The sequence below is a fragment of the Streptomyces dangxiongensis genome, from assembly GCF_003675325.1.
In the GTDB taxonomy this organism is placed as follows: domain Bacteria; phylum Actinomycetota; class Actinomycetes; order Streptomycetales; family Streptomycetaceae; genus Streptomyces; species Streptomyces dangxiongensis.
Genome location: NZ_CP033073.1, coordinates 8034864 through 8055461 on the forward strand (window position 1 = coordinate 8034864; position 20598 = coordinate 8055461).

A 20598-nucleotide genomic window follows, 5' to 3' on the forward strand; every position below is an offset into this window, starting at 1 on the left:
TTTGAGTCTGCCGTCCCGCTGCTTCGTCGACCTCCTTCCTCCAACGCAATCCGCCATCATCGAACAATCCGAGGAGAACGGATGCTGATCGACAGACAGCCGCCGACCGGGCGCAACAGTCGCCGCCGGCCGCCGGCGCCGCCGTACCCCGCCGCGGGCCTACGGCGCATCCTCGCCATGGTGTGCGCACTGATCCTCGCAATGATGGGAGCTGTGCTGACCGCCGTCCCGGCTCAGGCGGCGACGGCGATCACCCTGGACGGCACATCGGCCGGGCGTACCTACGACGGTGTCGGCGCCATCAGCGGTGGTGGCGGGAACAGCAGACTGCTGATCGACTACCCGGAGCCGCAGCGCAGCCGGATCCTGGACTATCTCTTCAAACCCGGCTACGGAGCCGCCCTGCAGATCCTCAAGGCGGAGATCGGCGGGGACACCAACTCCACCAGCGGCGCGGAGCCGAGCATCGAACACACTGCCGGCACGGTCAACTGCGACAGGGGCTACGAGTGGTGGCTGATGAAGCAGGCCGTGGCGCGCAACCCGGCCATCAAGCTCTACGGCCTGGCCTGGGGCGCGCCGGGCTGGATCGGCGGTGGCAACTTCTGGTCCAAAGACATGACCGACTACCTGCTGTCCTGGCTGGGCTGCGCGAAGTCGCACGGGCTGGCCATCAGCTACCTGGGCGGCTGGAACGAGCGCGGTTACAGCACCTCGTGGTACGAGAGCCTGCGCTCCGCGCTGAACGCGAACGGCTACTCCTCGATCAAGATCGTGGGCTCGGACGGGGACTGGTCGGTCGCCGATGACATGGTGAAGGACTCCGCGTTCGCCGCGTCCGTGGACATCGTCGGGAGTCACTACCCCTGCGGCTGGCTCACCCCGCAGACCTCCTGCCCGAGCACCGCCAACGCGCTGTCCACCGGCAAGCAGTTGTGGGCCAGCGAGAACGGCTCGCAGGACTACAACGGCGGCGCCGCGGCGATGGCCCGTGCCAACAACCGCGACTACATCGACGGGAGGATGACGGCGACCATCAACTGGCCCGTGATTGGAGCCATGACGCCCAACCTGCCCTTCCCGACCGCCGGTCTGGCCGTCGCCAACCAGCCGTGGTCCGGCGCGTACTCCGTGGGCCAGAGCCTGTGGGTCACCGCCCAGACCACCCAGTTCACCTCTCCCGGCTGGCGCTACCTCGACCGCTCCACGGGATACATCGGCGGCAGCTCCGCCAACGGCAGCTACGTGACCCTGAAGTCCACCGACAACACCGACTACAGCACCGTCATCGAGACCACGCAGGCCTCCGCTGCGCAGACGCTCGACTTCACGGTGACCGGCGGCCTGTCCACGAGCACCGTCCACGTGTGGTCGACCAACGTCAACTCCACCGACCCCGCGACCGCGATGGTGCACGTCACCGACATCACCCCCACCGGGGGCGCCTACTCGCTCACCGTCCAGCCGGGGTACGTCTACTCCCTCACCACCACGACAGGGCAGGGCAAGGGCACCGCCGTCAGTCCGGCGAAGGGCTCCCTGGCACTGCCGTACACCGACTCCTACGACGGCTACGCCACCGGCTCCGAGGCGAAGTACGTCCAAGACCAGCAAGGGGCCTACGAGGTCGTCGGCTGCGGAGGCGGACGCGCCGGACAGTGCGTCCGCCAGATGTCGGCACAGGCGCCGATCACCTGGGCCTCCCTGTCGCACCCTTACGCACTCTTCGGTGACGTCGGCTGGAAGGACTACCAGGTCTCCAGCGACGTGCTGCTGGAGAACGCGGGCTTCACCGAGCTCATCGGCCGCGCCACCTGGCAGCACTCCTTCGGTCCCGAGGGCCTGGACGGCTATTACCTGCGGGTCGGCAGCACCGGTTCCTGGTCCATCCTGCGCAACGACACCGATGACAAGTTCGTGACTCTGGCCAGTGGCACGGTCGCAGCGCTGGGCACCGACTCCTGGCACAACCTGCGACTGGGCTTCTACGGCAACACGATCACCGGGTGGATCGACGGCGTGAAGGTGGGGTCGGTCAACGACAGCACCTACGGCACGGGCCAGGCCGGCTACGGCAACAGCCAGGGAGAGACGGGCCAGTTCGACAACCTGTCGATCGGCTCGACCACGAAGATCGTGGGCGTCGGCTCCGGCCGCTGCCTGGACGTGCCGGGGTTCAACCAGACCGACGGCACCCTTACGCAGATCTGGGACTGCAACGCCGGCGCCAACCAGCAGTGGACGCTGACCTCGGCCAAGGAACTGCGGGTGTACGGCCACAAGTGCCTGGACGCGAAGGGCCACGGCACCGCCGACGGTACCGCCGTGCAGATCTGGTCCTGCAACGGCGGCCCCAACCAGCAGTGGACCGTCAACTCGAACGGCAGCCTAGTGGGAGTCGAGTCCGGGCGCTGTCTCGATGTGATCAAGGGAGGCACTGCCGACAGCACCGGGCTCCAGCTCTGGTCGTGCAGCGGCGGTACCAACCAGCAGTGGACGCGGACCTTGTCCGAGCCACGCAGGGGAAGCGGCCCCCGATGACGAGAAAGACGACATATGCAGGAAGTGTCCATGAGCGGCGTCGGAACAAGGCGGCCGCCATGGGGGCCGTGGCTCTCGCCGTAGTGGGCCTTTCGCTAGTCCCGGTACATCAGGCCGGCGCCGCCACCGGACCGCAGGACGGCCATGTGTACGCGCTGACCGCAGCGCACAGCGGCAAGAACGCACAGGTCCAGTCGGCCTCGTCGGCCAACGCGGTGAACGTGGTGCAGGACGCTCCCTCCGGCGACCCTACCCAGCTGTGGCAGGCCGTCGCCCACGGAGGCGGTTCGTTCTCGCTGGTCAACATCAACAGTGGCAAGTGCGCGGACGTGTCGGGTGCGTCCACCTCGGCGGGGGCGCAGGTCGTCCAGTGGCCGTGCACCGGCGACGGCAACCAGCGCTGGACCTTCAACGGCTCCGCGATCGTTTCCGTCAACAGCGGCATGTGCCTCGATGTCTCCGGTTCCGCCACGGCCGACGGCGCACCGCTCGTCCAGTGGCCGTGCAACAGCAATGGCAACCAGCAGTGGAGCCTCACCGAACGCCCCCGGGTCGCGTCCTTCGGCCCCGGCATGGCCGCCGGCGGTGACACCTTCTCCGAGCAGACCCTGCGGATGGTCGTCCATCCCAGCGCCGCCGGTTCCGGGGTGCGGATCCGTCTGTCCAACCTGCGCAGCTCAACCGCGCTGTTGGTCGGAGCGGTCGACGCGGCCGTCCGGTCCGGCGGCGCGGCCGCGGTGCCCGGCACCCACCGCACCGTGACCTTCGGTGGATCCGGCAGTCTGACCATCGCCGCCGGGGCGGAACTGACCAGCGACGTGATCCCGATGTCGGTCACCGCGGGGCAGGACCTCCTGGTGAGCCTGTATCTGCCGGGTAGGACCGGCGCCTCCACCTTCCATCGTGACGCCTTCCAGACCTCGTACCGTTCGGCGGCAGGCTCCGGCAACCACACCGGTGACGACGCCGGAACCACCTTCACCACGTCGATGTGGAGCTGGTACTGCGTGTCCGGCGTGGACGTCGTGCCGTCCGCCGTGACCACCGGAACCGTGGTGGCGTTCGGCGACTCCATCACCGACGGGTACAACACCACGACCGACGCCAACCGGCGCTGGCCGGACCGTCTGGCGGCCCGGCTGCAGTCGGCGAGCGGCGGCCCGCGGCTCGCTGTCGCCGACGCGGGGATGTCGGGCAACATGGTGCTCCGCGCGACGGGGTGGGACCCTCAGGGCCCAGCCGCCGTGGACCGGTTCGCACACGACGCCCTCGGCCAGCCGGGCGTACGCGACGTGATCTTCATGGAAGGCATCAACGACATCAACGGCACCCCCTCCCTCACCGCCGACCGGCTGATCAACGGGTACAAGAACATCATCGCGCAGGCACACGCGGCGGGCGTGAGGATCATCGGCGGCACCATGTTGCCCAACTCCACGCAGACCAGCGGCTTGGCCGGCATCCGAGTGACAGTGAACAACTGGATCCGCACGAGTGGCGCCTTCGACGCGGCCGTCGACTTCGACGCCGTCATCCGCGACCCGGACAACCCCGCCCAGATGCTCCCCGCCTACGACAGCGGTGACCATCTGCACCCCAATGACGTTGGGATGCAGGCGATGGCGAACGCCGTCGATCTGTCCACGCTGCGGTAGGCGCGGTCAGACCCCCGGCCGGCGAACGCAAGGGCCCGCCCCCTCGAGAGGGGAGCGGGCCTGGGCAGAGGCCGGATCAGGGCGGACGGACCTGCGCCGCACGGGGTGCGCCGACCGTACGGGGTCTGCGTCCCAGGCTCAACAGGACGTGAGCAGGAAGCCCTCGTCGGTGCTCGGTGCAGGAGCAGCCGCCGGGGACTTCTTTCGTCATCCGGGCCCACGGGGGGAGGCGCCGGGAGACGGCTCAGAGGGAGGCGACCGCTGCCTCGTCGCCGGCAGGCACAGCGGCCCGCAACCGGTCCAGCCGCTCGTACAGCGCGCGGATCAGCCAAGCCCGGTTGTGCACCCGGTGCAGGCTCGGGCACGGCTGGGACAGGCGGCCGTCGGCCTCCTGGCACGCTGCCGTCGCTGGTGGTCCGCATGTGGACGGACACCGACGTGCAGGAGGGGCACACAGTGCTGGAGACCGACACCGGCACCGGCTACTCCACCGCGCTGGCTGCGAACGACTCGGCTCGGCCGCCATCACCTCGATCGAGATAGACGGCCGCCGGCTGGAGCAGGCGGCGAGCGGCTCTACGCCTGCGGGTAGACGCCGACGCTGGCGGTGGCGGACGGGCTGTACGGGTACTGGCCCGAGGCGAAGTCCGACCGGATCGTGGCCGCCTGCTCCTTCCGCGCCGTGCCCCCGGCCCTGCTCGCACAGGTGAGGCCGGGCGGGAAGATCCTTCTCACCTTGTCCGGCTGGCTCCACGGATACGCCCGCGTCCTGCTCACCGTCGCCGAGGACGGCACCGCCGAGGGGCAGCTGCTGGGCGACACCGCGCCCGGACGGAGGACGTGACGGACCTCCGCCGGGCGCCTGGTCTGCCCTGGGCTCAGCCGCCGCTTCCTTGTACGCGAGATGTGCCCAACGACCGCCGTTCACCCGCCGCCGGGGTGTCCTTCGTGGCGGCTTCTCGCCGTCATCGAGCCCGCGTGAGCTCCCTTGTGGAGCCCTGTCCAGCGGGCGGTGGCCGGCCCACCGGTGTCGGCCACCGCCCGCCGAGGCAAACTGAACACCAAGGGCCAGAGCGTCTACCGTGCTCCAGCCGGAGTTGCTCGGAAGCGCCCGGTGGGTTCTTCCACTTGTTGATCAAAGCGAACCGCTCTTCGTACGTCAGCTGTCGTGCCTTGAACGCCTCCTGGCTCCAGCGCGCCTGCGCTGGCAACAGCGTACGAGTGGGGACCGACAGGCAGCCGGTGGAACGCAATCCACGCGGAGTCCCGGAATCGCTGTGGCATCCCGGGACCTCCCGCAAGGTCGCTCAGTACTGCAGCCGCAGTTACGGGGGTCGGTGGCCTCGTCGGCGGTAGTGGCTGAGGCGGGCGCGGTGTTGATGACGGCGTCGCCAGTATGACCAGTGCAGGATATGACCGGCTTCGTGCCGGACGGCGTGGGTGAATCTGCTCAGCAGGCGGCGGATCTCGTTCACGCTCAGTCGGATCAGGTCGCTGCCGTGTCCCCCTTTTCGTGAGCGGTGGCCCGGACCGCAGCCAGGTGAGCGGCGGCCGCCATGGCCAGGGTGATGTGCCGGTACCAGGCCGCGTACTGACGGACTTGGTAGTGATCCAGACCCGCCTCGTTCTTCGCGGCCTGGAAGCACTCCTCGATCGCCCAGCGGGCCCCGGCAGCGTGGACGATCTCGGCCGGCGCAGTGTTCGCGGGCGCGTGCACCAGGTAGTAGGCCCGTTCGTCGTCGGCGAGGGACCGTCGGATCAGCAGTGCGTCTTCGAAGCCGTCGTCGCCCTCGCCGGGCAGCGGGACCAGGGCCCAGGCGTATTCACGCAGGCCGTGCGCACCGTCACCGGCGGAACGGATCTCCCAGGCATGTTCCGGCAGGATCGCCGAGACGGTGCGGGCGTTCTGCCCGCGCGGCCCGCACCGGTGCTTGCCGGAGATCGCCAGGACGTAGCTCAGGCGCTGCCCGGCCAGCCAGCGGCGCAGGACGGGGTCCTGGCCGTAGACCTCGTCCGGTCACCCAAAACGGCACCCTCGCGGCAACCGCCCGCTCCAGCATCGCGCGGGCCAGCGCGGGCTTGGTGCGGAAGACGACCTCGGCGCCGATCCTCGCATCCGCCCGGCGGGCCGGATCCTCGATCCAGGAGGTGGGCAGGTACAGCTCTCGGTCGATCAACGCCCGCCCCTTCGTGGAGGCGTAGGCCAAGAACACTCTTAGCTGACAGTTGTCGATCTTCCCGGAGGTGCCGGTGTACTGCCGCTGCACGCCGGCCGACCGGGAGCCCTTCTTGATGAAGCCGGTCTCGTCCACGGCCAACACGCCGTCCTCGGCGCCCAGATGTTCCAGCACGAAGCCGCGAACCTCGTCACGGACCGCGTCGGCGGACCAGTCGGCCTGGTTCAGCAGCCGCTGCTGCCGTCCGGGCACAGCTCACCGGCCTGCTCGGCCAGCGTCCAGCCGTTCTTGCGTTCCAAGGGTGCAAGCAGTCCGCGCAGATACTCCCTTGCCCGCCGACGTGGCTCGGACCTGCGGAAATACCCACCGATCCGAGCATGCAGTGCGTCCAGACCGGTCGCCCAGCGGTGCACCTCATCAACCGTGACGTCCCCACCCATGCCCAGCTCAACGAGCAGCCAGACCAACCGTCACAGCAACTGCGGCTGCAGTATTAGGGCTTGTTGATAGCGCGCTTGTGCGGCAATCATGGCTTGCTCAGCATCCATCGGTGGGGGAGAAGCATGGAATCGGATGGGTTGGTGTCGGTGGTCATGTCGGCACTCACGGGGTTAGCAAGCAGTGCGGGCACTGGCCTTGGCACCGCGGCTACGGAGGAGGTTCGGCGCCTGGCACGAGAGCGCCTCGGTTCCTCAGACGAGGGAAGCGCGACACTCACGCAGCTCGATGAGGCGCCGTCTGCACCTGGCCCTCAAGAGGAAGCCCGCGCACAACTCGCAACAGCGATCACCAGCGACCCGGAGTTTGTGAGAAGGCTTCGGGAGGCCCTGGAGCCGGCGCACGTCAGGGCCGGATCGGACATCAACACCATCACCATCGGAGGTGGCGTAGAGAAGAGCACGATTACTATCGGCCCCGTAACACTTCAGAACACCCCCGGAGCGCGGGCCTCGCTGACCGCCATCGTTGCCATCCTGGCCGTACTCATTGCCTTAGGTTTATACGGAGGGGTGAAATGGCTTACCGGCGAGGGGACTGATATACCGTCCTCCTTGGGTGAGTCAGGGGGGAATGGGTCGGATCCGGGGGCTCTGCCGGGCGGAGGCAAAAATACGCCGCGCAAGATGATGCCAATCACCGAGACGGGTCAGCTCGAAGCGGTCCTGCCTGGCGTAGACAGTATCTTGAATGGCTGGTCGTTAAAGACACCCGCTAACACCTTCTCGGGGAAAGCCTGCACCACCTCCTGTGCCGGGATCCTTTGGGAGAGCACGGTCACCTTCACTGACCCGAGTGCCAACAACGTTGCGGTGTTCCGTGTCCTCTCGTACCGCACGGAAAAATCGGCTGAAGCGGGCTACAAAGACTTTCTAACCGCCGCAGCTCAGCCCAGCGACGATGGTTTGAAGGGGCGACCTATGGCGATGAGCGCTGTGGGAGAGCAGACTGCTGCCTTCGCCACGGAGGGATACAACGGCAATGCAACGACCTATCAGATGGCTTCGATCAACCGCGCTGGCACGGTTGTTTCCCGTATCGTCTATGGAGGTGGCACTCGTGAACTCGACACAAACGTGCTGCTTGCCTTCACGAGGATGGTCGACGAACGAGCCCGTCAAGGCCAACGTGGTGAGACCCCAACGGCGGTAGCGTCTCTTTCATAGAGTCAGCACGGAAGAGACTGGGCCGTGTTTTAAGCCGCCGACGGCGCTCAGGCTCTAGGGCGTGTTGCGAAAGTGGATCTTGTTCGTTGATGATCATGTCTTGTGGGACGTGGGGATCTGGCGAACGGACAGTGGGCCCGGCTTGAACCGTTGCTGCCGCGGGGCATCAAGCCGGGCCGTCCGCAGGTGTGGACGCGGCGGCAGCTCATGGACGGCATACGGTGGCGAACCCGGACCGGTGCTCCCTGGCGCGATGTGCCCGAACGCTATGGGCCGTGGGACCGGGTCTATGACTTGTTCCGGCGCTGGCAGCGAGACGGGACCTGGGCAAGGATCCTCACCCAGCTCCAGGCCGAGGCGGACGCCGAGGGCCTGATCACCTGGGACGTGAACGTCGACTCCACCGTCTAGGCCGCGCAAGCGCCCGGACCGGGTGCGGGCCGACAAGGCGTACGACTCCCGTGGCAACCGCTCCTACCTGCGCAGACGCGGGATCAAGGCCACCATCCCCATCCCGGCGGACCGTGTCCGCAACCGCCTCAAGCGCGGATCACGCGGCGGGCGGCCACTGACGTTCGACAAGGACGATTACAAGCAGCGGCACGCGGTACAGCCGATCTTGAAGGGAACCCTCCCATTGGGCCTGGTCGCCGACGGCCTGGACCGCGCCGTGCAGAAGGCGTTCACCCGCCCCATCCCGAAATCCGCGGGCGCGCAGATGCGCTACCTCGTCCGTCAGCTCAAGGGCACCCGCGCGGTCGCCACCGCGCTCGGCGTCTCCCAGCGCACCGTGGAGCGCTACGTCAAGGACCAGATCCGCCGGCCCCGACCGCCTCGCTCAACGCCTGGCCGACGCCGTACGGGCCCGCTGGCAGCCCCGTATCCGCGAGCAGGCCCGCCGCCAGGCCGCCACCAGCACCGGCCTGGTCATCGACACCCGCGCCCGGTTCGGGTTCACCGCCGCGCCCGGCACCACTGACGACGCCCGCCTGCGCCACCTCACCCTCGCCCTGCCACCCGACTACGCCGCCCGCCTGTTCGACGCCCAGCAAGCCGGCGCCACCGAGCAGCAGAACTGCGCGACATCACCGCCGAAGCCCTCGCCCACGTCTACTTCCGCGACGGCGGCGCCGCGCCCAGGAGCTGATGGTGGAGTTCACCGACGTCGAGCAACTGGAGTTCGACCTGTAGCTCGGGAAAGGCGAAGTGGTCGGCTGTGCGTGCCGTTGTGACTGAGCGCTTCAGTTGGCGGATGAGCAGTTGAGTTGGCGAGCTGAGCGTGCGAATTCACCGGACCGACTCCACCGATGCCCCGCCCAGCCCGCGTACGGCTCGCGACCCGAAGTGCTCGGTCCGTCCGGGGCGCCTGGCGGGGCGGTCAGGTATCAGCCGAGCCCGACCAGTTCGGCGATCGTCCCGCCGAGGACCCGGTCGCGTACTTCGCCCGGGCTGGTGACCCGTTCCACCAGCGCCCGGGCGAGGACCGGGTCACCGTAGGGTGCGTCCGAGCCGAACAGGGTCCGGTCCGGGATCTCCTTGATAGCCAACCGGACCGCGAAGACGATGTTGGCCGTGGACAGCTCCAGGTACATGTTCGGGGTGTCCCGCACCAGTTCGAGGGCCTGCATCCAGTGCTGCCCTCCCAACTGGCTGACCACCAGCGGAACGTCATGGTATCGGCGGGCCAGTGCGGCCAGCGTTGCCAGGTCCTCCGTACGGGTTGGCGCGGATCCGTGCACGACCACGGGCAGCCGCCCCTGGTCGGCCGCCGCCTGGAGGACCGGTTCGATCAGCCCTGCCCCTCCAGGCGGTGGTGTCAGCTCCCCGATCCCGTGCAGTCCGCGCCCGACCACCTCCTGCTCCACGATCTCGGCTGTCTCCTGCAATCCCAGACCCAGCGGCACCGACAGAAAGCCGATGAACCGGTCCGGCAGTGCGGCAAGCGCGGCGTCCAGTTCCCGCCACGCCCCCCCGGTACGCCTCGACCGTGCCGGCCCGGCCTCCAAGTGCCCTCTCCAGAACGGCCATCTCCCGGCGCAGTGCGGCCAGGTCGCCGGCCCGCTCCGGGTGCGGTCGGGTGGGGAACAGGACGGCGCGGTCGACTCCGGCCTCGTCCAGCAGCCCCACGTGCGCCTCAACCGGGTCGTGGACGTGGCTGTGCGCGTCGATGATCACTGATTCGTTCCCTGTTCCCTCCGTCTTGACCGGTCGGGAATTCGGCCGGTCAGGGCACTGTTGCTCCCTGACACCGTTGGAAGGTCAAATCGAAAGGAACGGATCGGTGCTGATCGGAGAGCTGTCACGCCAAACCGGAGTGAGCGAACGGCTGCTGCGCTACTACGAGCGGACGGAACTGATCCATGCCGAACGCCGCGCCAACGGCTACCGCGAATACGACGACCAGACGGTGGAGACGGTGCGCCGCGTGCGCGCCCTGCTCGCCGTCGGCCTGCCCACCCGCATCATCCGCCAGGTCCTGCCCTGCACCCAGGACACGGCGACGCTGCGCCCCTGTCCCGGAGTCCTCACCAGCCTGCGCGACCAGTTGGATATCCTCGACCAGCGTGCCGCCGAGCTGAAGACCGCCCGTCGCCTGCTGCGCCAGACGATCGCCGCCACCGAGGACACCGAGAACACGGCCGGCCAGGCTCCAACGCCGGGCACCTGAACTCCGTCGCCTCACTGAGTGCTCGCCGGGGCAAACCGCAGCCGCCCTCTCGTCCGTCGGGTGAAGACTTCGGGCTCATCACGTCGAGCGCCCAACTCGCGAACTGAAGAGCTCAGTCACACTTCCCCGAGCGGCGCGGACGGCGTCGAGCGCCACCCCTGCCCGCGCTGCCGGGCCGAGCCCGGCCCGCCGTGCCGCTCGCGTTCCGGCGCGGTCGCCGGTACTTACCACACCGGCCGCTTCACCAAGGCGCCCCGGCTCGCCAAGCTCCTGCGCGTGCCCACCCCCGCCGACCGCGGGCCCGGCCAGCCGTGGCGCCCCGGTACCCCGGGCCCGCTCGCCCTCGCACCGGACACTCCGAGTGCCGACATCCGCATCGGGTACGCCCGATGCTCGACGCTCACCCAGGAACTCCAGTCGCAGCTCGACGCCCTCGCGGGGCACGGCATCGAGCGCGGCAAGGTGTTCTCCGAGAAGATCAGCACCCGCGTACGGGTGCGGCCCCACTTCGAGGCCGCGCTCGCGCTCGCCCGGCAGATCAAGGCCCACGCTCCCCACTGCCGCGTCATCTTCACCGTGTACGAGATGAAGCGCCTGGGCCGCGACGCCGCCGAACTCACCGCCCTCGCCGACCACCTCACCGCCCACGGCCTGGTCCTGGAGATGCTCGCCGGACCCCTGCCCGGGATGTACGACCCCAGCGGGCCTGGCCGCCTGCTGTTCGCGTTCTTCGCGGCGATGGCGGAGACCGAGCGGGAGAACATCCGGGAGTCGACCCTCGAAGGAATCGACGCGGCGGCCCGCAAGGGCAAGCACGGCGACCGGCCCGGGTGCCGGCTCTGGGTCTGACCGTTGCGGGCAGGCCGGCGGTGCCGGTGATCTGGTTCCAGATTGCGAAGCGGTTGATCATCTCGGTGCGGTGGTCGGGGGCGTTCGTGAGGTGCCGTCGAGGGCGGAAGTGGGGCGAGATGCCGCTGAAGGCGGACAGGAACCGTTGGGCTGCGCCGACGCTGCGGAAGCCCTTCATCGCGCGCTCGCGTTGCCTGGTGGGCTGGTGGCTGTTTCTCCGCCCGGTTCTTCAGGTACTTCGACTGCCGGTGCTCGACGGCGGGCATGACTTCGCGGTGGGCCGCGACGTAGGAGCGGAGCTTGTCGGTGAGCGACACCCGCGGCACCGTGCGGGTTCTTGTGAGAAGACGGCGGAAGAAGCGTCTGGCCGCGGCCTTGTCCCACCGGTTCTGTACAGGATGTCGAGGACGTTGCCGTCCTGGTCGACGGCCCGCCACAGGTACTGCAACCGCCCGTTGACCTTGATGAAGACCTCGTCCAGGTGCCACTTGTCCCCCAACTGGGGCTGCCGGCGGCGCAGCGCGTTGGCGTAGGTCTGCCCGAACTTCCCGCACCAGCGGCGGATCGTCTCGTACGAGACGACGATCCCGCGCTCGAGCATGAGCTCCTCGACTTCGCGGAACGACAGCGGGAAACGGAAGTACAGCCACACACAGTGGCAGATGACCTCGACCGGGTACCGGTGCCCCTTGTACGACAGCGACGCGCTCCCCACGGACGACCCTTCCCAGGTTGATCAACCCGAAGATCATCCCACCGGGCAGCCAACGTGACAGTGCCGTCGAGATCGATGTGCTGGCCGATGCGCCCTCAACCAGCACCACGCGCATCAGGGCTGGCAATGCCGCTCTGCGGCGGGTGCAGGAGGAGCCGAGTGGGCATTGTGCTCGGTCAACCGTCCCGCTGTGTCGCGCAGTTGGATTCTCCTGGGCCGAGGCGGCGGGCTCGGCCGGTCGGTGCGTCGCGTCGGGAGTCGGCTCCCGTTGCCCGGGACCGGATGCGGCCGGCGGCCGTGGCGGCGATGGGTTGCCCGAGCGCGATCCCGAGCAGGACAAGGACCAGTCCGCATATCTGTCGCAGAGTGAGGGTCTCTTCGGCGATGACGGTGCCGAGCAGTACGCCGGTGACCGGGTTCAGCAGCCCGATCAGGCCGACAGCGGCTGCCGGCAGGTGACGCAGGCCGGCAAACCAGGCAGCGAAGGCGACCGCGGTCGCGACGATGGTGACGTAGGCGAATCCGAGGATGGCGCCCACACCGAGGTGGGGCGGTGCTCCTTCGCGGACGACGGCCAACGGAAGCACGACCAGGCCTCCGGCAATGAGCTGCCAGGACGTCGAGGCGAGGATGTCGACCTCGGTGCTCCACCGCTTCGCGAGCACGTAGCCGAAGGAGGACGTCACCATTGCTGTGGCCGATGCGAGGACGCCGAGTGGGTTCAGGGTGACGTTGCCGGTGAGCAGCATCAGGCAAACACCTGCGATACCGATGCCGGCGCCCATCAGTGGGAGGCCGTGAGGGCGTTCCGCGTTCACGGCCCAGGCGAGCAGCATCAAGACTGTCGGTGAGGCCGCCATGATGGTGGAGGCGATGCTCGTCGGCAGTAGCTGCGCCGCGAGGTAGATCAGGGCGAAGAAGGACCCCATGTTGAGGGTGCCGAGCACCAGCGACTTCCACCACCACGCTCCGTGCGGCACCTGTCGGCACAGTGCCAGCAGCAGGGCCCCTGCGGGAAGAGCCCTGATTGCCGCACCGTAGAGCGGTTGGCCGGTGGGCAGGTATTCGTGGGTGACGAAGTAGTTCGTAGCCCAGGCGACCGGAGCGATCGCCGTCACCAGTGTCCATCGCATAGTAGCTTCCACGGAAGGAATATAGCTTCCAGGGAAGCTATAATGAAGCCGTGAACTACTACGAGGATCACGTTGCCCGCATCCAGCGCGAGTGGGCTCGCGAGCGTCCGGATGTGGATGTGAGCCCCCAAGGCGTGATCGGCCGGCTCCATCGCCTCGCCAGCCTTCTGACCGAGCAGCTATGCCTGGTCTACCGGCGTTACGGATTGAGCGAGGGAGAGTTCGACGTCCTGGCGGCGCTCCGGCGGGCCGGGGACCCCTTCGAGCGCGCCCCGGGCGAACTGGCCACGTTCACCATGGTCACCACGGGTGCGATGACCAAACGCATCGACCGGCTCGAACGTAACGGACTGGCCACACGACGCCGGTCCGCCGAGGACGGCAGGGGACGCGTGGTCGCACTCACCCCGGCAGGACGGGAGCTGATCGACCGGGCCTTCGCCGACCACATGAGCAACGAACGCCGCATACTCGACGAGCTTGACCCCGACGAGGCCGCACGTCTCGAAACACTGCTCACCACCTGGCTGGCACGTGTCGAGCCGCCTCCCAGCGCACCGGAGTGACTCCTTTGCATGGCACTGCCGAAGCTCTTCGCCTCGACTTGCTCAGCACCCCCGTGTTTTACCCGAATCTACGGATGCACCGACCTGAAGCACGCTGATGGACCCGTGGGTTCGAGTTGAAGAGCCTTCGGTTTTCCCGAACCCACGGGGATCGCGGGGGCTTGCCGCCCTGCGCCGAATAGACGCGACATCCTCCACATGTACACCACCCGCCGCTGAGACCACACAGCAGTGGGCCGGGCAGAAGTCCTAGAAGGCCTGCCCGGCCCACTGCTGCACCTGTGTGCTACGACCACCGCATCCCGATGGCGGACAGTTGCTCCATCCGCTGTTCAGGAGCGGTTCTTCTGATCGGGTCTGTCAAACGAGCGGTGTAACTGGGTTGTTGGAGTTACTGGCGGGCTGCAGAGAGGCGGCCGTCGAAGGTGATGTCGAAGGCATTGAGTGCGGTCTTCCAGCGCATGGTCCAGCGGGCTTGTCCCTTGCCGGTGGGGTCCAGGGACATGATGGCCATGTAGACGCACTTCAACGCGGCCTGCTCGTTGGGGAAGTGCCCGCGGGCCTTGACTGCCCGCCGGATCCTGGCGTTGACGGACTCGATCGCATTCGTGGTGCAGACGATGCGGCGGATCTCGGTGTCGAAGCGGAGGAACGGCGTGAACTCCTCCCATGCGTTCTCCCAGAGCCGCACGATCGGGTATTTCTTGCCCCAGGCGTCGGCGAACTCGGCGAACCGATCAAGTGCGGCCTCCTCGGTTGCCGCGGTGTAGACGGGCTTGAGGACACGCGCGATCTTGTCCCAGTCCTGGCGGGCGGCATAACGAAAGGAGTTCCGCAGCAGGTGGACCACGCAGGTCTGGACCGTGGTGCGGGGCCAGACGGTCTCGACCGCGTCGGGCAGGCCCTTGAGTCCGTCGCGGACCAGCATCAGGACGTCGTTGACACCGCGGTTCTTGATCTCGGTGAGGATGTGCATCCAGTGCTTGGCGCCCTCGCCGCCGTCGCCGGCCCACAGCCCGAGGATGTCCCGCCGGCCCTCGACAGTGACCGCCAGGGCCACGTGAATGGGCCTGTTGGCTACCGCGCCGTCACGGATCTTCACGTGGATGGCGTCAATGAAGATCACGGGATAGACGGCGTCGAGGGGCCGGTTCTGCCATTCGGCCATGCCGTCGAGGACCTTGTCGGTGATCGTGGAGATCGTCTGGCGGGACACCTCGGCTCCATAGACCTCGGCCAGGTGGGCCTGGACCTCGCCGGTCGTCAGGCCCTTCGCCGCGAGCGAGATGACCATCTCGTCCACGCCGGACAGACGCTTCTGCCGCTTCTTGACGATCCTCGGCTCGAAGCTGCCTTCCCGGTCGCGGGGCACGGCTATCCCGACAGGGCCGACGTCGGTAAGGACGGTCTTGGCGCGGGTGCCGTTACGCGAGTTGCCGCCGTTCTTCCCGGCCGGATCGTGCTTGTCATAGCCGAGGTGGTCGGTGATCTCACCCTCCAGAGCGGACTCCAGGAGCCGCTTGGTCAGCTGCTGCAGCAGCCCGCCCTCGCCGGTCAGCTGGAGGCCTTCGGCCTGAGCCCGGCCCACCAACTCGTCAATCAGCCGATCGTCCACAGACTTCGCCGGCACCGCCTCAGACGGCGCGACGGGTTCAGCCTCGGTCATGTTGTTGCTGGTCATCGATGCATCTTCCATGATCGGGAGTTACACCGAACGTTTTACAGTCTCCCTTTAGGTAGCCGCCCGCCGGGCGACCCCGGCATCTGGGACCGGGATCAAGGCTGGAAATGGGTCAACGACCCGGAGTGGGCGGCATGGGCCGGCGCGGAGCTGCGCCGGACCTGAGCGCTCGGACGGAAAACCCGAATGAAGCCCCCGCCGATTCGGCGGGGGTATTCGCTTCCCTTTTCATGGAACTCGTAATTCCACTTTCTCGCCTGTCGCTTTTCTCGTGACATCAGTAATTACGGGAGTGACAAGTGTCAATCGAAGGTGCCACACAGTGGTTTTCGGCCGGGAAATTCGAAATAGTTTCCTTGTGCGGCCGTCCGGTCGCACAAGGAAACTGTTGAGGAGTTCTCAATGAACACCGTCTCGGTTAACTCTGCCGACATCGAGCAGGTCTTCGACTCGTTCGACGTGACCGAACTGGAGGTCCTCGAGATCTCGCAGGGCGTGGCTCTGCCGGAGATGGGCGCCTCCGGCGGTAAGGGCGGTACGTCGTCCTCCTCGTCGACCTGCTCTTCGTCCACCTGCTGACGAAGGCAGATGTCTGATCCGGTGACGCGGGCGGCGGTGTTCGCCCCCTCGGGGGTGGACACCGCCGCCCGTCCGGAACCGAGCCCGCGGCTCAGCCCCTGCGGGCGACGTGCAGCGCGGTGGCCCACAGGATACCGGCGGCCCCGAATCCCAGCAGGGCACGGGCGTTCGCCGCGTCCATGCCGCCGGCCAGCGACAGGACCGTGACCAGTGCCAGGGCCATGAGCAGCCCACCGGTCCACCAGTACTGCGGCTGCGCGAAGGACCGCGCGAGCGGGAGGAAGTGCAGCGCGACGATCAGGCACACCGCGGCGGGAACGTAGAGCCACAGATCGAGCCGGCCGAGGATCAGGATCGTCCCGACGACGGCCACGGTCTGACCGATATTCACCTGGCCGAAAACCTGGAAGCTGTTCGGCGCCCCCCGGCGCATGCGTCTCTGTCCCGGCAGCGCGCCGAACCGGATGGTGAGGGTCAAAGCCGTGACCGCCACGGCCGCCGCCAGCGCGACTATGCAGAACGATGCTGGCGCGGACACCCGAGGTATCAGGCCGGACACTCCCAGGATTTCCCACATTGACGCGAAAACGGACATTATGACCGCGCCTTGCAGGGGCCGGTTTTCGCTCAATTTTCGGCTGCCGGATTCATTGATCACCTGCTCAGCCTACCGTAGCGGTCCATCCGGAACGCAGTACAGGTGTCACGAAGCGCATGACGCTTGTCAGCAAGTAATCGGCAGTCCTTTTCTGATCGCATTCGATTCTCGAAAGATGAGTGCCCATGAGTGCCAATGCGCCAGAAGACCAGCCCGCAGGAGTCCGGCTCTTCACCAGGGCGCCGGTGACGCTGGGGTGGCTCTCCACGTCCGTGGTGCCCGTCGCCCGCTCCTTGGGCGACAGGGGGGTGCCTCTATGTCTTTCGTCAAGCGAGGCGTGGGGTTCTGGGTTCGTAGAAGGTGCCGTCGCGGAGCATTGCGAACAACACGTTGATCCGTTGTCGGGCGAGGCGGAGGAGGGCCTGTGTGTGGGTCTTTCCTCTGCTCCGGCACTTGTCGTAGTAGGTGCGGGAGGCGGGATCGTGCAGGGAGGCGAACGCGGACAGGAACATCGCGCGTTTGAGCTGCCGGTTGCCGCCGCGTGGGGCATGTTCGCCGTGGATCGAGGTGCCCGATGACTTCGTGGTCGGGGCGAGGCCGGCGTAGGAGGCCAGGTGGGCGGCGGTGGGGAAGCTGGTGCCGTCGCCGACGGTGACCAGCAGTGTGGCGGCGGTCCTGACGCCGACGCCGGGCAGCGACGTCAGGACCTTCGAAAGAGGGTGGTCCTCCAGCAGGGCTGTGATCTGGGCTTCTGTCGCCCGGCGTTGTTCGTGGACGGCGCCGAGCGAGCGGGCCAGCGAGGGGATCACGATGTCGAGCGTGCCTGTTCCCGGAACGACGACGGTCTGCTCATCGAGCGCGTCGAAGACATCGTCGATCAGCCGCTTCGCCATCCGGGGTGCCTTGGGCCGGATCAGCTCGACGAGCCGTCGGCGGCCGGCCTTTCGCAGCGCGGCCGGGGATCCGTAGCGTTCCAGCAGCCAGGTGACGGCCTGATGGTCGAGCCGGGGGCCGAGGACGCGTTCCAGCGACGGGTGGAACTGGGTGAGCAGGCGCGGATGCGGTTGCTGGTGGGGTGGCCTCGGCCGCGAGGTCCTGGTCGAATCCGACGAGCACGGTCAGTTCGGCGGTGATCTCGTCGGTCAGTTCCAGTGAGCGCAGGGTGTGCGGCATGGTGCGGGCCGCGTCGGCGATGACCGCGGCGTCCTTCGCGTCGGTCTTCGCCTCGCCGGGGTAGAGGTCAGCGATCCGCCGCATGGCGAGTCCGGGCAGGTAGGCGACCTTGCAGCCGGCATCGCGAGCGACCGTGAGCGGCAGGGCCCCGATGGAGGCGGCTGTCCACGATGACCAGGACGGTGCCGAACTTGGCCTTCAACTTGTCGAAGACGGCCCGTAACCTGGGTTCGGTGTTGGGCAGCTGCTTGTCGAAGACCCTCTTCCCGGCCGGGGTGAGCCCGAGCCCGTGATGGGCACTCTTGCCGACATCCAGGCCCAGGAAGACGCCTATCTCGTCGCTGTCGTACAAGCCATCCTCCGAGGCGGGTTCGTGCGGTGCTGGCCGGGGCGTCGGCGTCGTGCGCGCATCCACGTTATGCAGACCTGCCGCCCACCAGGTGCCGTGCATTGCGCACGGCCGGGCGGTGGTCGGGCCTCTCATCAGCGTCTCCGACGGCGCCTCTCGGGCCCGGTGGCACCACCCCCCAGGTCATCGGTTCGACAGGGGGGAACAGCCATGCCGGGCCCGGAGGCCAGCGGCCCTCTTGCAGGACCGCAAAGAAGATAACGGGGGACAACTGCCGAAGCACCCCCGCGTCGGCGGGGAGGACCCGAGGTGGCGGGCGCGTAGAGGCGGCAGCGGCGAAGCACCCCCGCGTCGGCGGGGAGGACCCGAGGTGGCGGGCGCGTAGAGGCGGCAGCGGCGAAGCACCCCCGCGTCGGCGGGGAGGACGAGCACACGGCCAACCTCGCCTACGATCCCGTCGAAGCACCCCCGCGTCGGCGGGGAGGACCCGAACGAGCTGCTCACCGACTCCCTCATCAGCGAAGCACCCCCGCGTCGGCGGGGAGGACAAAATAGGGTGGTTGCTAAAACTCCGCCACCCCGAAGCACCCCCGCGTCGGCGGGGAGGACCCTTTCTGACCTGGGGTTCAAGAAGGGCTTTGCCCGTCCTTTGCATTGGCGGGGGTTCTGCGTCGTGGGGGTCTGTCAAACGAGCGGTGTAACTGGGTTGTTGGAGTTACTGGCGGGCTGCAGAGAGGCGGCCGTCGAAGGTGATGTCGAAGGCATTGAGTGCGGTCTTCCAGCGCATGGTCCAGCGGGCTTGTCCCTTGCCGGTGGGGTCCAGGGACATGATGGCCATGTAGACGCACTTCAACGCGGCCTGCTCGTTGGGGAAGTGCCCGCGGGCCTTGACTGCCCGCCGGATCCTGGCGTTGACGGACTCGATCGCATTCGTGGTGCAGACGATGCGGCGGATCTCGGTGTCGAAGCGGAGGAACGGCGTGAACTCCTCCCATGCGTTCTCCCAGAGCCGCACGATCGCCGGGTATTTCTTGCCCCAGGCGTCGGCGAACTCGGCGAACCGATCAAGTGCGGCCTCCTCGGTTGCCGCGGTGTAGACGGGCTTGAGGACACGCGCGATCTTGTCCCAGTCCTGGCGGGCGGCATAACGAAAGGAGTTCCGCAGCAGGTGGACCACGCAGGTCTGGACCGTGGTGCGGGGCCAGACGGTCTCGACCGCGTCGGGCAGGCCCTTGAGTCCGTCGCGGACCAGCATCAGGACGTCGTTGACACCGCGGTTCTTGATCTCGGTGAGGATGTGCATCCAGTGCTTGGCGCCCTCGCCGCCGTCGCCGGCCCACAGCCCGAGGATGTCCCGCCGGCCCTCGACAGTGACCGCCAGGGCCACGTAAATGGGCCTGTTGGCTACCGCGCCGTCACGGATCTTCACGTGGATGGCGTCAATGAAGATCACGGGATAGACGGCGTCGAGGGGCCGGTTCTGCCATTCGGCCATGCCGTCGAGGACCTTGTCGGTGATCGTGGAGATCGTCTGGCGGGACACCTCGGCTCCATAGACCTCGGCCAGGTGGGCCTGGACCTCGCCGGTCGTCAGGCCCTTCGCCGCGAGCGAGATGACCATCTCGTCCACGCCGGACAGACGCTTCTGCCGCTTCTTGACGATCCTCGGCTCGAAGCTGCCTTCCCGGTCGCGGGGCACGGCTATCCCGACAGGGCCGACGTCGGTAAGGACGGTCTTGGCGCGGGTGCCGTTACGCGAGTTGCCGCCGTTCTTCCCGGCCGGATCGTGCTTGTCATAGCCGAGGTGGTCGGTGATCTCACCCTCCAGAGCGGACTCCAGGAGCCGCTTGGTCAGCTGCTGCAGCAGCCCGCCCTCGCCGGTCAGCTGGAGGCCTTCGGCCTGAGCCCGGCCCACCAACTCGTCAATCAGCCGATCGTCCACAGACTTCGCCGGCACCGCCTCAGACGGCGCGACGGGTTCAGCCTCGGTCATGTTGTTGCTGGTCATCGATGCATCTTCCGTGATCGGGAGTTACACCGAACGTTTTACAGTCCCTCCGCGGGTGACAGCGGCGGCTCCATGGCCTCCGTTAGCTGGAGCCGTTCAACGTCGAAGAGGTCAATACCCACGGGGGGCAGCGTCTCGGTCACCGGGTCATCGTAGAACTTTGACGTCGGGCCTTGACCCTGAGTGGGACCGGGCTCGTTGTGGGTTTCGCCAGTGTGTAAAAGATCGGTTGGTGTTTGTGC

15 protein-coding genes, 6 pseudogenes and 1 CRISPR repeat array are annotated in these 20598 nt (G+C 67.6%); of the genes and pseudogenes, 12 read left to right on the plus strand and 9 right to left on the minus strand.

Features of this window, described 5'->3' with window-relative positions; genetic code table 11:
- Positions 1-177 precede the first annotated feature (177 nt).
- The 3 genes from D9753_RS35975 to D9753_RS39570 all read left to right on the plus strand — a co-directional run bounded on the left by D9753_RS35975 (position 178) and on the right by D9753_RS39570 (position 5040).
- Entirely contained in the window at positions 178-2541 is a 2364-nt protein-coding gene (locus D9753_RS35975) for a ricin-type beta-trefoil lectin domain protein (RefSeq protein ID WP_121791472.1), read from the plus strand.
- A 59-nt stretch (positions 2542-2600) separates the two neighbouring features.
- Positions 2601-4196 carry an RICIN domain-containing protein gene (locus tag D9753_RS35980; RefSeq protein WP_121790784.1) on the plus strand — a complete coding sequence of 532 codons (1596 nt, stop codon included), beginning with the start codon at positions 2601-2603 and terminating at the stop codon, positions 4194-4196.
- Between the two features lie 607 nt (positions 4197-4803).
- Positions 4804-5040, plus strand: coding sequence for a hypothetical protein (locus D9753_RS39570; RefSeq protein ID WP_394346791.1), 237 nt, complete (start codon positions 4804-4806; stop codon positions 5038-5040).
- A gap of 642 nt (positions 5041-5682) precedes the next feature.
- Here the strand turns inward: D9753_RS39570 and D9753_RS35990 are convergent.
- A pseudogene (locus D9753_RS35990) lies at positions 5683-6813 on the minus strand (IS701 family transposase).
- A gap of 123 nt (positions 6814-6936) precedes the next feature.
- Between D9753_RS35990 and D9753_RS36855 the strand changes: the two are divergent.
- The 4 genes and pseudogenes from D9753_RS36855 (at position 6937) to tpg (ending at position 9228) form a co-directional block, all read left to right on the plus strand.
- Positions 6937-8037 (plus strand): hypothetical protein, encoded by a 1101-nt coding sequence (locus D9753_RS36855; protein WP_163010897.1) that lies wholly within the window; start codon positions 6937-6939, stop codon positions 8035-8037.
- A 102-nt stretch (positions 8038-8139) separates the two neighbouring features.
- Positions 8140-8448 (plus strand): transposase, encoded by a 309-nt coding sequence (locus tag D9753_RS39775; RefSeq protein ID WP_240468407.1) that lies wholly within the window; start codon positions 8140-8142, stop codon positions 8446-8448.
- A pseudogene (locus D9753_RS39780) lies at positions 8438-8659 on the plus strand (IS5 family transposase); the annotation flags it as partial. The gene D9753_RS39775 and the pseudogene D9753_RS39780, both read left to right, overlap by 11 nt.
- 15 nt (positions 8660-8674) lie before the next feature.
- Positions 8675-9228, plus strand: a pseudogene (gene tpg / locus D9753_RS36000) (telomere-protecting terminal protein Tpg).
- Positions 9229-9422: 194 nt separating this feature from the next.
- Here the strand turns inward: tpg and D9753_RS36005 are convergent.
- Positions 9423-10043 carry an amidohydrolase family protein gene (locus tag D9753_RS36005; protein ID WP_240468408.1) on the minus strand — a complete coding sequence of 207 codons (621 nt, stop codon included), beginning with the start codon at positions 10041-10043 and terminating at the stop codon, positions 9423-9425.
- A gap of 275 nt (positions 10044-10318) precedes the next feature.
- Here D9753_RS36005 and D9753_RS36010 point away from each other — a divergent pair, with 275 nt between their 5' ends.
- The 3 genes and pseudogenes from D9753_RS36010 (at position 10319) to D9753_RS37310 (ending at position 11554) form a co-directional block, all read left to right on the plus strand.
- Positions 10319-10705, plus strand: a complete 387-nt coding sequence (locus tag D9753_RS36010) for a MerR family transcriptional regulator (protein ID WP_121790785.1) — start codon at positions 10319-10321, stop codon at positions 10703-10705.
- A 60-nt stretch (positions 10706-10765) separates the two neighbouring features.
- A pseudogene (locus D9753_RS39785) lies at positions 10766-10981 on the plus strand (zinc finger domain-containing protein); the annotation flags it as partial.
- On the plus strand, positions 10982-11554 hold the full coding sequence (locus D9753_RS37310; protein ID WP_240468409.1) for a recombinase family protein: 573 nt from the start codon (positions 10982-10984) through the stop codon (positions 11552-11554).
- A 4-nt stretch (positions 11555-11558) separates the two neighbouring features.
- Here the strand turns inward: D9753_RS37310 and D9753_RS36020 are convergent.
- Positions 11559-12269 (minus strand): annotated as a pseudogene (locus D9753_RS36020) (IS6 family transposase); the annotation flags it as partial.
- A gap of 176 nt (positions 12270-12445) precedes the next feature.
- On the minus strand, positions 12446-13402 hold the full coding sequence (locus D9753_RS36025) for a DMT family transporter (protein ID WP_121790786.1): 957 nt from the start codon (positions 13400-13402) through the stop codon (positions 12446-12448).
- Positions 13403-13452: 50 nt separating this feature from the next.
- Between D9753_RS36025 and D9753_RS36030 the strand changes: the two genes are divergently transcribed.
- Positions 13453-13968, plus strand: a complete 516-nt coding sequence (locus D9753_RS36030; protein ID WP_121790787.1) for a MarR family winged helix-turn-helix transcriptional regulator — start codon at positions 13453-13455, stop codon at positions 13966-13968.
- Positions 13969-14359: 391 nt separating this feature from the next.
- Here the strand turns inward: D9753_RS36030 and D9753_RS36035 are convergent, their stop codons facing one another.
- Positions 14360-15649 carry an IS256 family transposase gene (locus D9753_RS36035; RefSeq protein WP_121790788.1) on the minus strand — a complete coding sequence of 430 codons (1290 nt, stop codon included), beginning with the start codon at positions 15647-15649 and terminating at the stop codon, positions 14360-14362.
- A 402-nt stretch (positions 15650-16051) separates the two neighbouring features.
- Between D9753_RS36035 and D9753_RS36040 the strand changes: the two genes are divergently transcribed.
- Entirely contained in the window at positions 16052-16228 is a 177-nt protein-coding gene (locus tag D9753_RS36040; protein WP_121790789.1) for a thiazolylpeptide-type bacteriocin, read from the plus strand.
- Between the two features lie 91 nt (positions 16229-16319).
- Here D9753_RS36040 and D9753_RS38575 read toward each other — a convergent pair whose 3' ends face one another.
- The 4 genes and pseudogenes from D9753_RS38575 to D9753_RS36055 all read right to left on the minus strand — a co-directional run bounded on the left by D9753_RS38575 (position 16320) and on the right by D9753_RS36055 (position 20356).
- Positions 16320-16886: a hypothetical protein gene (locus D9753_RS38575; protein ID WP_240468410.1), complete on the minus strand. Its 567-nt coding sequence runs from the start codon at positions 16884-16886 to the stop codon at positions 16320-16322.
- A gap of 266 nt (positions 16887-17152) precedes the next feature.
- Complete coding sequence (locus D9753_RS39580) at positions 17153-17719, minus strand: transposase (protein ID WP_394346792.1); 567 nt, start codon at positions 17717-17719, stop codon at positions 17153-17155.
- Positions 17676-18483: pseudogene (locus tag D9753_RS39585) on the minus strand (IS110 family transposase). Before D9753_RS39585 ends, D9753_RS39580 begins: the two are co-directional and overlap by 44 nt.
- A gap of 140 nt (positions 18484-18623) precedes the next feature.
- Positions 18624-18957: a CRISPR direct-repeat array (repeat unit 29 nt; unit sequence CGAAGCACCCCCGCGTCGGCGGGGAGGAC).
- Between the two features lie 106 nt (positions 18958-19063).
- A complete protein-coding gene (locus D9753_RS36055) occupies positions 19064-20356 on the minus strand; it encodes an IS256 family transposase (protein ID WP_121790790.1) in 1293 nt (430 codons plus the stop codon).
- Positions 20357-20598: the final 242 nt, after the last annotated feature.

Coding starts and splice junctions, on each gene's coding strand:
- D9753_RS35975 (WP_121791472.1), top strand. CDS start 178: ATGGTGTGCGCACTGATCCTCGCAATGATGGGAGCTGTGCTGACCGCC.
- D9753_RS35980 (WP_121790784.1), top strand. CDS start 2,601: ATGGGGGCCGTGGCTCTCGCCGTAGTGGGCCTTTCGCTAGTCCCGGTA.
- D9753_RS36855 (WP_163010897.1), top strand. CDS start 6,937: ATGGAATCGGATGGGTTGGTGTCGGTGGTCATGTCGGCACTCACGGGG.
- D9753_RS36025 (WP_121790786.1), bottom strand. CDS start 13,402: ATGCGATGGACACTGGTGACGGCGATCGCTCCGGTCGCCTGGGCTACG.
- D9753_RS36035 (WP_121790788.1), bottom strand. CDS start 15,649: ATGACCAGCAACAACATGACCGAGGCTGAACCCGTCGCGCCGTCTGAG.
- D9753_RS36040 (WP_121790789.1), top strand. CDS start 16,052: ATGAACACCGTCTCGGTTAACTCTGCCGACATCGAGCAGGTCTTCGAC.
- D9753_RS39580 (WP_394346792.1), bottom strand. CDS start 17,719: ATGGCGAAGCGGCTGATCGACGATGTCTTCGACGCGCTCGATGAGCAG.
- D9753_RS36055 (WP_121790790.1), bottom strand. CDS start 20,356: ATGACCAGCAACAACATGACCGAGGCTGAACCCGTCGCGCCGTCTGAG.